The 12640-nt window shown below is 64.7% G+C and carries 12 protein-coding genes; 3 read left to right on the forward strand and 9 right to left on the reverse strand.

The features are described from left to right. Window positions 1-20: 20 nt before the first annotated feature. Window positions 21-470, reverse strand: coding sequence for an SWIM zinc finger family protein (locus NKG98_RS18325; protein WP_254767568.1), 450 nt, complete (start codon window positions 468-470; stop codon window positions 21-23). Between the two features lie 263 nt (window positions 471-733). Here NKG98_RS18325 and NKG98_RS18330 point away from each other — a divergent pair, with 263 nt between their 5' ends. Continuing rightward, on the forward strand, window positions 734-970 hold the full coding sequence (locus tag NKG98_RS18330; protein ID WP_254767569.1) for a helix-turn-helix domain-containing protein: 237 nt from the start codon (window positions 734-736) through the stop codon (window positions 968-970). A 379-nt stretch (window positions 971-1349) separates the two neighbouring features. Here NKG98_RS18330 and NKG98_RS18335 read toward each other — a convergent pair whose 3' ends face one another. Together NKG98_RS18335 and NKG98_RS18340 are read right to left on the reverse strand one after the other, a co-directional pair. After that, window positions 1350-3203 (reverse strand): hypothetical protein, encoded by a 1854-nt coding sequence (locus NKG98_RS18335; protein WP_254767570.1) that lies wholly within the window; start codon window positions 3201-3203, stop codon window positions 1350-1352. Between the two features lie 249 nt (window positions 3204-3452). Continuing rightward, window positions 3453-4460, reverse strand: a complete 1008-nt coding sequence (locus NKG98_RS18340) for a tyrosine-type recombinase/integrase (RefSeq protein WP_254767571.1) — start codon at window positions 4458-4460, stop codon at window positions 3453-3455. 386 nt (window positions 4461-4846) lie between these two features. On the opposite strand from NKG98_RS18340, the gene NKG98_RS18345 reads away from it, so the two are divergent. Beyond that, the gene (locus NKG98_RS18345) at window positions 4847-5269 is read left to right on the forward strand and encodes an SRA domain-containing endonuclease (RefSeq protein ID WP_254767572.1); all 423 of its coding nucleotides are present in this window, start codon (window positions 4847-4849) and stop codon (window positions 5267-5269) included. On the opposite strand, the gene NKG98_RS18350 is transcribed toward NKG98_RS18345, so the two are convergent. From NKG98_RS18350 to NKG98_RS18365, 4 genes are all read right to left on the reverse strand, one after another. Continuing rightward, window positions 5266-5529, reverse strand: a complete 264-nt coding sequence (locus NKG98_RS18350; RefSeq protein WP_254767573.1) for a hypothetical protein — start codon at window positions 5527-5529, stop codon at window positions 5266-5268. The two genes, NKG98_RS18345 and NKG98_RS18350, sit on opposite strands and share 4 nt — an antisense overlap. A 497-nt stretch (window positions 5530-6026) precedes the next feature. After that, complete coding sequence (locus NKG98_RS18355) at window positions 6027-6335, reverse strand: hypothetical protein (protein WP_254767574.1); 309 nt, start codon at window positions 6333-6335, stop codon at window positions 6027-6029. 342 nt (window positions 6336-6677) lie between these two features. Beyond that, window positions 6678-6830, reverse strand: coding sequence for a hypothetical protein (locus NKG98_RS18360; RefSeq protein ID WP_254767575.1), 153 nt, complete (start codon window positions 6828-6830; stop codon window positions 6678-6680). A 256-nt stretch (window positions 6831-7086) separates the two neighbouring features. Beyond that, entirely contained in the window at window positions 7087-7437 is a 351-nt protein-coding gene (locus NKG98_RS18365) for a DUF7344 domain-containing protein (RefSeq protein ID WP_254767576.1), read from the reverse strand. 233 nt (window positions 7438-7670) lie between these two features. Between NKG98_RS18365 and NKG98_RS18370 the strand changes: the two genes are divergently transcribed. Further along, entirely contained in the window at window positions 7671-11012 is a 3342-nt protein-coding gene (locus tag NKG98_RS18370; RefSeq protein WP_254767577.1) for a PAS domain-containing protein, read from the forward strand. An 89-nt stretch (window positions 11013-11101) separates the two neighbouring features. On the opposite strand, the gene NKG98_RS18375 is transcribed toward NKG98_RS18370, so the two are convergent. Both NKG98_RS18375 and surE read right to left on the reverse strand, forming a co-directional pair. Continuing rightward, window positions 11102-11497 carry a helix-turn-helix transcriptional regulator gene (locus NKG98_RS18375; RefSeq protein WP_254767578.1) on the reverse strand — a complete coding sequence of 132 codons (396 nt, stop codon included), beginning with the start codon at window positions 11495-11497 and terminating at the stop codon, window positions 11102-11104. A gap of 269 nt (window positions 11498-11766) precedes the next feature. Further along, entirely contained in the window at window positions 11767-12573 is an 807-nt protein-coding gene (gene surE, locus NKG98_RS18380; protein WP_254767579.1) for a 5'/3'-nucleotidase SurE, read from the reverse strand. Window positions 12574-12640: the final 67 nt, after the last annotated feature.

Below are 12640 nucleotides of genomic sequence, written 5' to 3' on the forward strand. Positions count from 1 at the left end.
CCGTCCCCCGAGGGGGGAGACTATTCTGGTAGTTCCCGTTTCCCGTCTCTTACGCACGGCCAGCAGGGGAAGTCGTCAGAGAGTTCCGCACAGTCACATTCCTCGGGTTCCACCGCATCGAGGGGTTCAGACCCACCACCGATCTCCTCGGTCGCTATCCCACCGTCTGCCCGAAACTTCTCCGAAAGTGTCGATGCGTTCGATTGCCCCGGGTTCCCCCTCGGCGTCGGGAAGTTCACGGACGCTTCGAGGACAACCGGGCCGCCGACCGTGGCGAGTGCGACCTTGTGCTTGCAGTCGTACTCCTCGTTGTACTTGTCTGCCGGGCACTCACACTCCGCCGGAACGAGGACGGCGTCGCGGTCTTCGACGCCGACGAGGTAGGAGTGATCGGCTTTCTCGGAGCCGTAGGAGCGTTGGTGACACGGACGAGATGCGGGGATTTGACGGTGAACTCCCACGATTCCCACGAAACGCGCTTCGACGTTTTCGCTCCGAAGTTCAGGTAGTCAATAGCGTTGCGCTTATCTGCCGCAGAGTCGTTGTTCGACATGGCTTTCTGGTATCCACCGAAGGCCACCGTCCGAGTGTTCCAGCACTCGGGCATTCTGACGAGACGAACGCCCCGGGGACGGCCACCTTCTACCAATAACCACGTAGTAACTGGTATTAAACGTCCCCCTATTACTTCGTGGTCATAGGATTGATGCACCAGCGCCTCGAAGTCCGAGATATGGAACGGGAACGCGACAATTCCGGGCAATACGTCGAACAAGTGACCCTCGATGCGGTACTCCACATCTTTGAGGGAGCCGACGTACCCGTACTGACTGCGAGTGAGGTAGCTGACGATCTCGACTGTTCCCGCCCGGCGGCCTACAACAAGCTGGAGAAACTGGTCGAACAGAAAGAACTCCAGAAAAAGAAGGTCGGGGCGCGAGCTGTAGTGTATATTCGACTCAATGAGTAGAAGATAGCCGGGTAAACATCTGTTAGAACAAACGACTCGATGCAGTAGAACACAGAGTAGCCACAGGAGGGGAGGGGGTTAGAACATTGACCGAGTGCGCCTGCGCAGTATTTGGTAAGTCGCCCCGAGAATTTTCACCTCTGAGGTCAGGAAATAGGGTAGCTCAAAGCGACGAAATTGGTCGTGTTGAGTATCGTGAAACGGGGAGTATGGAGGCCTCGTAATTGCATCCCTCGCTCGATGGTGCTAATCACGGTCGGTTGAACACGGCGGGTCGCTTCGCTCCCCGCCAAGGTTCAGTCGAGACACCACGCTCAATGCGTTCAAACGCTTTTTCGGAACTGCCGCTATACTACTCATTAGCGACTGTTCCGAAAAACTACGCGGAGAACTCAACGTGTCCGAATTGTCCTGCATCTTCGAGGCAGATATTCGAGTAGTGCTTCGGCGTCCCCCGACCCCATTTACCCTCGAACTCGATGTAACCCTCCTCAGTGAGGTCTTCGAGACAATCCCTCACTCGACGGTCTGAGATCGATGTTCGGTCGTAGAGGTCGGTTGCCTTCCAAATCCCATCCTCCCACCCCTCAAGCGAGCGAATGGCTTCAATTGTGTCTCTCATGCCGTTCTTCTCGGTCAACCACGAGTGGATACCTGCGATCTGTTTCTCGACAGGCAACCAGCCGGGGAGTGCCGAGGTGTGGAGGTATACCGTGGCTCCTCGAATTTCATCTTCCCGCTCACGTCCGAAGCGCATCGCCGCCTGCAACACCTCGTCGTGAACCAGCGTATGCATCACCTCGTTTCCGAACGGCCCGTAGTCGGTGTCGTTCCCTGTGAGTTTCTCCCCGTTAGCGTCTTCCCTGCGTTCCGCCGATTCGCCAGCAAGTGCGGCCCACTTCTCGATCTCGTCGTCACCGGGATGTGGATTCCCCAATACGACGCCCAATCGCTCAGTCCCGAATCTGTTCATCCCCTTGAGGTTGCTGTAGTGTTCAACGGTGTCCGTGATCTCTCTCAGCCCCCGCGCTTCATACTGCTGAATCGCCTTCTGCGAACTGATGAGGGCGGGTGTATTCCCCTCTCTCCTCGCTATCCCTTCAAGGAGAGCCAAGTCCTTCGGTGGGGATGCACCATCACCGCTCTGGATTGCCTTCCAGCGTGGGGTCGTCTGGATGAAGCGGTAGCCGAGAACGTCCCGCAGGTACACCTTGCGTTCGTCTTCATTGAGGAGAGGGAACGTTCGAAGTTCCTCGTTGAGAGTGAATCCCCAAAGGGTTGGGTTAGGGGTTCCGTCAAGCGCAACGGTGCTCTCGGCGCTACTCAGGTCAGGAGGGAGAAGAAACGTCCACTTGTCCGATCTCGGGTTTCGGACGGCGATGCGACCCCGTTGGAGGTCAGCGTAGCCCCATCCGTTGTCGAGTGTCTGCATCTCAAACTCAGCGAGTGTCGCTATGGGGGCCAAAGCGTGCGCCGCCGAACTCGGACTATGTCGCGCGTGACTGTAATCGTAAGACCACGAGCGGATGCTATCCTTCCACTCTGCGATGGCATCCTGTACGTCCGATTTGTCCTTCCGCCTGAGCAGATCGTGATAGTCTCTAAACGGAAGCTCGTCTTTGTCTTCGAGATAGGCCGAGATAACGGGAGCAATCCCGTCCTCGAACTCCCTCAGATACGCATCGCCAGGGAACTCATCGAACGCGACGTAACGCCCCTCCATCCACGTTAGTCGGTACGCGTGCCTGTACGTCCCGAGGAGAACGTCGTACTCGTCAGGGGCGAAATTCCGATTCGCAACGAAGGGACACTCACCTTCCGTTTGGCAGAGGAGTCCGGAGTGTTCCCTGTGGAGTTCGACGCCGCTCCTTCCACTCTGATAGTCTCGCTTCAGTTCTTTAGCGGCGTGATCTACCGGGTTTCCTTTCTCATCGAAGCTGTCACAGTCCCGGAAGAAAGAGGGCAATCGCTGGAACGAAAGCCCCCATCTATTACAGCGGCTCTCGTACTCGTCGAGGAGGTCGTGACGTTGTGCGAATACAGTCAGGTGTTCCCCGGTCTGTCTTGCCCACTTGACCACGCCGTAGCTCTTTCCGGAGACGGGTAGCGCCTCGATAAGCGCAGTCTCGGATAGTTCAAAGCCGCGCTGAATCAGGTAGTCGCGGCGACGATGCACTTCATCGAGCGTGAGGTTGTTGGGTGAACCGGATGATATAGATATTTCTACTGACATAATGAATCATTCCCGCAAATGCCGGAAGCTTTGCTCTCGAAAATCGAGGTGTGCGAGAGACGAAAGTAACTCGCAGGTATAGTTGCGGGAGAAGTCCTCACTCTAATAGACGGCATTCAACCAGAAATAACTACCGAATTTCGAGGGACGGCGCCGGATTACTCCACGGGAGATTCAAAATCTAAAAGGTAGTGTTCGACGGTCGAACCCCCGGAGTGACAGGCCCGAAGTGAGCCTAAAGCATCTCCGTTAGCAATCGGGCATCGTTTGGCGAAGCTTCTCGGACTTCTCGGTCTTCGAGCGTTTGTCGTAGTAGTGCTTGATCGTGTCGTAGCCGGAGTTCACGAGATCGGACACGTCCTCAATGGACACGTCGTTATCGAGCAGGTACATGATACGCCCTTTGCGGATGGAGTGGGGGCTGATACTCGATGGACATTTGCTGGCCGTGTTGTACGAATTGGCTTCGCACTCGTCCGGGTCGCGGTCGTGGGGACACTCTTGCCCGTAGTGGCAGGGGCGCGTGAGCGTGTACACGTTCCGCTGAATCGTGGTCTTCTGACACCGAGTGTTCCGGCCCATCAATAGGGGAGTGCGGCCCTCGTCGTCCGTCTCGCCGGGATGGTTCATCTCGATGTAGTCCTTGACGACTTCGACGTCCTCCTTCGAGAGAGGGACGTTCCGCTCCCCGCGCTTCTTGTTCTTGAGTGGGGTTCCCTCGTCGGGGCGATGCCGGATTTTCAGCATCGGCGGGTCTTCAACGAGATCGTCAACATCGAGCGCGTGGAGGCTCGACTGACGCATGGCCGTTCGCCACAGTAGAAGGAACGTGACGTGACGGAGAGAGGCGTACTCGTACTTCCGTAGGTAGTCAAGCAGGGCTTCGGCCCGCTCCGCCTCAATGAACTCGTCCCGCGAGTCGTCCCCGTTTTTGGCGGGAATCAGACTCTCGACCTTCATGGGCAGTCCGTAGGGAACGGCCTCGATTGTCTCGCAGTAGCGCATGAACTTCTTCAGCGTCCACATCTGGTTGCGGAGCGTCGTGGTTTGCACCTGCTGGCCCCGCCACCGCTTGAACTCCTTGAGACGACGTCCGGTTAGGTCGTTGAGATTTTCGACGTTGTTCTCGTGACACCAGTCCACGAAGGGATTGAGCGCGTACTTGTAATTCTGCACGGTGTTCTTTGCCTGTCCATCCTGCTGGTCTTCGAGGAAGTCCGTGACGGCTTCCTGCGGCGCGTATGGTTCGAGTGCCATTGTCATCCATCACGGAGCGGGCGGGTATGGAGATCAGCACGCGATCACCGCTCAGATGGCATCACTCCCCGCGCGGAGTGAGCGTAGCGAGCGTGAGCGCAGGCCCCGGGTTCAAATCCCGGCGAGTCCACTGCCTTCTGTGCGTTCACCCAATTGGACAGACAGTGGCGAGTCTTCTTAAGCCGCCGAGCCGGGTTTCGGGTGAGTTCCATCGCAAAACCGGCAATCGCGTCCGGGGTGATTTGAACCCTTCTTCGCAGTCTCCCCCGAGCCATGCGTCGGTTTCACGCAGGGAGTTGCGTTCGATGACATTAACAGTTCTCTCCACCCCCGGCCTCATCGGATAGACACACAAATTGATACGACTGGGGTGTGGTGGGGATGACATGCGCTCACCTCCCCCGGGTATCAACATCGGTGAACGTTACACACAAGATGACATCGAGGAAGCCTTCGATACCGGTTTTGGCTACCAGATTTCTGGAATCAACCCACGTCGAGACAGCCAAGATAGACGCTATGTACTGCTGTTCGCCAACGAAGATGGGCCGTATGACGACTCTGTAACGAGAGGGAGGTTCGAGTACGACGGAGAGGGGCTCTCGGGAGACCAAAGTGAATCTTCTCCGGGGAACTCTGTCCTGATTGACGCCATTTCGGCGGGAACACCGGTCCACTTCTTCTATCAAGATTCAGGCGATGGTGAGTGGGAGTATCAGGGATTAGTAGATGTCCTCGGCTATCGGTTCGAGCAAAAAGGTGGTCGACAGGTGTTGGTGTTCGAGATGGAACACCAAGGGACGGGCTAAAACCAGTTACTTCCTATCGAGGAAATCCCGCTGAAGACTTGTTCGTACCCGTACGTGTCCTCGACGGTCGAGATGAACTCGCTCGCGGAGCCGAAACCTCCGTCCTCGGAGTCGACGGTGGTCGCCCACGGCGACGGGCCGTACCAGTAGTCGCCGTTCTCCCCGGCCTGTTCCCCGAACGAGTCGGCGAGGTTGGTACCCGGCGCCCACGCCATATCGACGTCGACGTTCTCGCTCGCCAGTTGTTCGGCCGCGATCACCGCGTCCTCCTGATAGCCGTTCAGGAAGAGGGTAACGGAGCGCGAGGGGGCTCTTTTTCATCACGCGGCTGTGGCCGTCGAACCCCTCGCCGGACTCGCGCTTCTGGAGGGGTGACCGGTCGAGGGCGTCCCCGGGGCCCGGCGTGACGTGCCGCGATTTCTGTCCGGATCGCGGGCCAGCCGTCGTGGGAGTAGTAGCCGACGTCCCTCGGTCCGCAGGCCATCGCGACGACGGTCACGACACCGATCGCGAGCAGGGTCCGATCGTGGTACGCCCGACCGATGCGTTTCTCGGCGCATCGTCGGGCGATCGGTGTCGCACCGTGGTACGTGTTCTGGGCGGGTAGATAGCTCTCGCCCTCGCGGAATCACGGCGATTCGACGATAGACGAACGGCGGCCGCCCACGACCGTCACGGCGCGAGTCGCCACGTCGAACGCACGAGGCGTATCCGTCCTCCCTGCCGCCGAGTCCCGGCCGACCCTCGATGATCTCCGTCAGATCACCGTCCCGAGCAGGAACGCGCCGGTGTAGCTGACCGTGAAGTACCACGGTTCGTGTTTGATCGTCTTCCGGCCGATCGTCGTCTGTTTGTCGTGCGGGAGCGATCGGAGCGGGGGCCGCCCGAAGATCGCGTACAGCGGGAGCAGGGGGCCCAGCAGGGGGAGGGCGTAGCCGACGACGAGGCCGGAGACGCCGAGGACCAGCGCGTGGAGTTCGTTGATCGTCACGGGGTGGCCGAACGGCTCCACGAGGGGGTCGTCGCTCGCGTGAATCCGTTCCCGGGGGTCCTGCGGTTGGCTCATACTTCGAAATCGATCGATCCGTCCGGAGCGCTCGGTCGACTGCGACCCTCCGTCGTCCGCGTCGTCATGGGTACTGTGAGCGAATAGCTGCTCGTATTTGGTTTTGGTGATCGTCCACGTCGTTCGAAGCCCGTTCGACCCGCCGGACCGACCCCGATTTAGGCGCTGTACACGTGCACCCGCCCGCATAACCGGGCGCGATCCGTACCGGCGGCCGAATGCTGGAGTCGGTCCCCGCCTACGTCGAGACGCTGATCTACGGCTACTTCCTCACGGTCGGCACGGTCGGGCTGTACGTCTCGACGAAAATCTGGCTCACGGGTCGCACCGAGGGCTGACGGCTCACCCGAGCTGGCGGAGCTCTCCCTCGCCGCAGGGGCAGTCCGCGACGCCGATCGGCCGAACCGAGCCGTCGGGGGAGACTTCGACGGCGAACATCGATCCGCAGGCGTCACAGACCGCGACGCCCTTCGAGACCGCATCGGACTGGCTCATGGGGTCGAGTGGACGGGTCGGCCGGGGTTCACCGTTGTGCCAAGGTATTTTGGCCCGGCCGGTGGGGGGTGCGGTACCGGACCGCGGACGCGGCGCCGTGCGCACGCGTCCGTGCCGTGTCCCGTTCCCTGTCGCCACGTCGCGTGGCATCTCACAGGAGTCTCCGCGACGGACATATAACTACGGTCAAACTGTTTAGGAACCCACCCGTCACGGCGGGACGGCCGGACCCGACGGCGCCGCCCGCGGGGACCGGCTACCGGCGGTCGTCGACCGGACCGAGCGAATCGAGGGTGACGCCGGTCGGATCGACCCGTCCGGACGCGGGGTCGTAGTCGACGATGCCGAGGTCGTCCATCTTGGGCAGGTGGACGTGGTGGAGGTCGATCGCCACGCGCTCGACGGCCGACTCGTCGGCGTCGATACCGTCCTCCCGCGCGGCGATTCCGGCGGCCAGTTCGTCGAGATCGACCGGAGCGGTGTTCCCTTCGAGGACGTCGAGCGTCAGACGGCGCCGCTCCGCCGCGAGCAGGTGGTAGCGGGTGCTCGCGGTCAGGTCGATCCTGTCCGGGTCCGCTCCCGTCGTGTCGTTCGAGGGCTGTGGCATGGTGACTCCGGTGTGACAGCGTCTGTCAGCGTACCTGTACCCCCATGCCCGTAAGCGCGGTCTAGAAGTGATTAGGCTAGAACCGGATCGGATTGCCGGGAGGGGGTGTCGTCCGGACGGAGCGCGTCAGCGACCCGCTCGCCCACGGCCCCGCCGCCCGCGCCGAACTGACGCGCCCGGAGTCGGACTCCGTCGACGGAACATTAATGGGCGAACCCGCGGTACCCGGGGCAATGGAATCGAGAGCGCTGACCGAGAGCCTCCGGGAGACGCTCGCCGTCTTCGACGGCGTCGGGGAGCCCCGGACGACGCCCGAGGTGGCAGCGCGCCTCGACCTCGGCCGCCGGAGCACCTACGCCCGACTGGAGCGTCTCGTCGAACGGGATCGGCTCGAAACCAAGAAGGTCGGGGCGAACGCCCGCGTGTGGTGGCGCCCGCGCGACCGCGGCGACGCGACGGACGCCGACTGGCCGGCCGCCCCACAGTCGCTCGTCGACGGGGTCCTCGACGCCGTCGACGTGGCCGTCCTCGTCCTCGACGGGGACGACCGCGTCGTCCGGGTCAACGCCGCCGCGGAGCGGTACTTCGGCGTGGACCGCGAGCGTGTCGTCGGCCGCGACGAGCGCGCGCTCGTCGACGAGCACCTCGCGCCGGCCGTCGAGGACGCCGCGGCGTTCACGGAGGCGGTCCTCGGGACGGACGACGCCGACGACGACCGCTTCGAGTGTCGCGTGACGCCGGGCGAGGGCCGCGAGGAACGCTGGCTCGAACGCCGGAGCGACCCCGTCCGGACCGGCGCGTACGCCGGCGGCCGCGTCGAACGCTACGACGACGTCACCGACCGGAAGCGCTCCGAGCACGACCACCGCGAGCGCTTCGAGTCGCTGGTCGAGGCGGTCGAGGAGTACGCCATCTTCACCCTCGACGCCGACGGCTACGTGCGGACCTGGAACCCCGGCGTCGAGCGGATCAAAGGCTACGGGGCCGACGAGATCCTCGGCGAGCACTTCTCGACGTTCTACACCGACGCGGACCGCGAGGCCGGCGTCCCCGAGCGGAACCTCCGGGACGCGGCCGAACGCGGTTCGGTGCGGGACGAAGGGTGGCGCGTCCGCGCGGACGGGTCGCGCTTCTGGGCGAGCGTCACCATCACGGCCATCCGCGACGAGGACGGGACGCTGGCGGGCTACGCGAAGGTCACCCGCGACATGACCGAGCGCCGCGAGCGGGAACGGCAACTCCGGCGCGAGCGCGACCTCACCGAGCGGCTCCTGGAGACCGCGCCGGTACGGCTCTCGATCTTCCGGCCCGACGGCTCGATCGAGCGGATCAACTCCCGGGCGAGACGACTGCTCGGGATCGACGAGTCGGCGGTCCCGGAGTTCGGCGTCGAGGATCTGGACCTCCACGACGCCGACGGGGACCCGATCCCGCCGGCGGACCATCCCGTCTCGCGCGCGATCGAGACGGGAGAGTCCGTCTCCGACCGACTCGTCCGCCACGACGGGCCGGACGGGGGCCACCGGTGGGTGTCGATCACGGCCGCGCCGCTGTTCGACGACGACGGCGCCATCGAGCGGATCGTGGCCGCCGGCAAGGACGTGACCGACCTCAAGCGCACCCAGCGGCAACTCGAACGCCAGCGCGACGAGTTGCAGGCCGAACTCGGCGGGGTGTTCGACCGGATCGACGACGCCGTCCACGGCCTCGACGAGGACCTGCGGTTTACCTACCTCAACGACCGCGCCGAGCGACTGCTCGGGCGGTCCGAGGAGGAACTCGTCGGCTCGTCGGCCCGCGAGACCGTCCCCGACGTCCTCGGCCGCGCGTTCGAGGAGCGCTACGAGCGCGCGATGGAGACCCAGGAGCCGGTCGTCTTCGAGGAGTACGCCGACGCGGCCGACGCCTGGCTGGAGGTGGCGGCTTACCCCTCCGAGAGCGGTCTCTCGGTCTACGCCCGCGACGTCACCGACCGCGTCGAGCGCGAGCGCGCCCTCGAGGAGTTCAGACGTCGCTACCGGACCCTCGTCGAGCACTTCCCCAACGGCGCCGTCGCCCTCGTCGACGCGGACCTCCGCTACGTCACCTTCGGCGGCACGGTGGAGGGCGACGCGGACCTGACGCGGGAGGAACTGGAGGGCCGCGCCGTCCGCGACGTGCTGCCCCAGGAACTCGCGGACGTGGTCGTCCCGCGCTACGAGGCCGCGCTCGACGGCGAGACGTCCACGTTCGAGGAGACGGTCGACGACGAGGTCTACCGGTTCCACTTCGTTCCCGTCCGCGACGACGACGGCGCGGTCTTCGCCGCCATGGCGACGTCCCAGGAGATCACCGAGCGCACGGAGCGCGAGCGGGAACTCGAGCGCCGGCGCGAGCAACTCGCGGCGCTGAACAGCCTCAACCGCGTCGTCAGGGAGATCACGGACGCCGTCATCACCCAGTCCACCCGCGAGGAGATCGAGGAGACGGTCTGCGAGCGCCTCGCCGCCTCCGACTCCTACCTGTTCGCCTGGATCGGCGACGTCGACCCCGCCACCCGGACGGTGTCGGTACGGACCGAGGCCGGCGTCGAGGGCTACCTCGACGGGATCACGATTTCGGTCGACCCCGACGACGACCGAAGCGAGGGGCCCACCGGCAGGGCCTTCCGGACGGGCGAGATCCAGACGACCCAGGACATCGAGGTCGACCCCCGCCACGACCCCTGGCGGGACCACGTCGAACGCTACGGCTTCCGGTCGTCCGCGGCGATCCCGATCGTCCACGAGGACGCCGTCTACGGCGTGTTGAACGTCTACGCCGAGCGCCCGAACGCGTTCGAGGGCAGGGAGGGCGAGCTAATCGCCCAGATCGGCGAGATCATCGGCCACGCCATCGGGGCCGCCGAGCGAAAGCAGGCGCTGATGAGCGACGACCTCGTCGAACTCGAGTTCCAGATGCAGGACGTCTTCGCGGCCCTCGACACCCCCGTCGAGACCGACGGGACGATCACGCTCGACCGCGCGGTGCAGGTCGCCGACGACGAGTTCCTCGTCTACGGCACCGCGACGCGCGACGCCGTCGACACCGTTCGCGGGATCGTCGAGACGCTCCCCCACTGGGAGGCGGTCGACTTCCGCGCGCGTTCGGCGGGGAGCCCCGTCGGCTTCGAACTCCGGCTGACCGACCCGCCGGTGCTCTCGGTCGTCGCCGCCCGCGGCGGCCTCGTCGAGCGGGCCGTCATCGAGGACGGCGACTACCGAATGACGATCCACCTCGCGCCGGGCGCCGACGTTCGTCGCGTCGTCGACGCCGTCGAGTCGGCCTACCCGCAGGCCGAGATGCTCCGCCGCCGGCAGATCACCCGGCCCCACGACGACCCCCAGCGCATCCGGCGGCGCCTCCTGTCGGATCTCACCCCCCGGCAGCGCACCGCCCTCGACGCCGCCTACCACGCGGGCTTCTTCGAGTGGCCCCGCGAGGCCTCCGGCGAGGAGGTCGCCGAATCCATCGGCGTCGCCGGGACGACGTTCCACCAGCACCTGCGGAAGGCCGAGCGGAAGGTGTTCGACGCCCTGTTCTCGGCGCCGGTCTGAATCGCGGGGACGTCACGCGGCGGCCGTCGGTCGCGGTCGCGTTCCCGGAACGTTCGAAGGAGTCGACGCGACCGCCCGCCCTCGTCCGCTCACTCGTTCAGGTGCGACCGGTAGCCCTTCGGCTCGAACCCCCGTCGACAGACGACGCGCTTGCGCCCGACCGTGATCGCGCTGACCTGGTCGTCGTCTTCCATCCCGGAGATCACCTCCCGGAGGCGCTCCTCGGACCAGCCGGTCTCGTCGGCGATGGTCGACTCGTCGACGCGCCCGCCGCGCTTGACGAGGAGGCGGAGGATCCTGTCCTCGTCGCGCAGTTCCCGTTCGTCGACGCCGTACTCCACCTGCTCGGCGTAGCTCAGCGTCTCGTCGTCGGAGCCGGTCTCGTCCGTCTCGGCCGACTCGACGTCGCCCGGCCCCCGGTCCCGTTCGGCCGAGTCGGACCGCCAGAGCGACGACACGCGCGCCCAGAGTGTATCGAATCCCATCTTGTGATCACCGTCCTCGGAGTTGTCGTCGATTGAACGTACTCGTACCTTGCTCTTATGCTCGCGCTACTGTACGTCTGCACGCCCTAGTATAAGGCTGTACTGCCAATCGACGACTACGTTCGTTCGGGCTGACGGTCGCGGTGGTCAATAGTACCGACCTTGCACCCCGCAAGGTCGTCGACACAGGGCGGAATGTGCCGGCCGCTCGCCGGCCGCGACGCGCCGGCCGGCCGATCTGGCCGTCCGCGACACTGTCGCAGACGCTGTCACGCCCGGTCCGCGGGCGCCGCGTCGAGGTAGGCCTCCGCGAGCGCGTCGAGCGCCTCGTGGTTGTTGGTCGTGTGCGGGGCCGCGAGCGCGGAGACGCTGATCCGCCCTTCGGCGACCGCCCGCCGGTCCGTTCCCTCGGGGTCGGGGAGCGACTCGGGGTCCATCTCCTCCCAGACGCGGTCGTGGAGCAGGACCGCGTCGCCGTGCCGGGAGGCGTCCATCTCGTACCGCTTGGAGGGGCGGGTGATCTCGATCGGTGCGGGGTCGCCGTCGGGCAGCGGGGCGTTGACGTTCAGGTAGGTGCCGGGGTCGAAGACGCCGGCGTCGAGGGCGTGCTCGACGAGGAAGGACGTCGCGCGGACGGCCTCGGCGTAGTCCTCGGGCGCGGTCGCCACCTCCTCGAAGGAGCGGTCGTCGACGGGGACGTACAGCGAGGTCGCGATGGCGGGCACGTCGAAGAACGCGGCCTCGACGGCGGCGCTGATCGTCCCCGAGCGCCCGAGGACGTACTCGCCGAGGTTCGCGCCCTTGTTACAGCCCGAGACGACGAGGTCCGGGAACGGCCCGAGTTCGGCCAGTCCGGCGACGACGCAGTCCGCGGGCGTCCCCTCGACGGCGTAACCGAGTTCGTGCTCGTAGACGTCCACCTCGTGCGAGAGCGCCCGCCCCACCGCGCTCTGGTCGGTCGCCGGCGCGACGACGGTGACGTTGCCCACCGACGAGAGGGCGTCGTGCAGCGCCCGGATCCCGGGGCTGTCGATCCCGTCGTCGTTCGTCAGCAGGATCTCGAGGGAGTCGCTCATGTTCGTTCCGTTGACCGCGCGCGCGAAAAGCCCACCGCTTTCGGCACTTCCGGCGACCCGCGTCGCG

The organism is Salinilacihabitans rarus (genome assembly GCF_024296665.1).
Classification (GTDB): Archaea; Halobacteriota; Halobacteria; order Halobacteriales; family Natrialbaceae; genus Salinilacihabitans; species Salinilacihabitans rarus.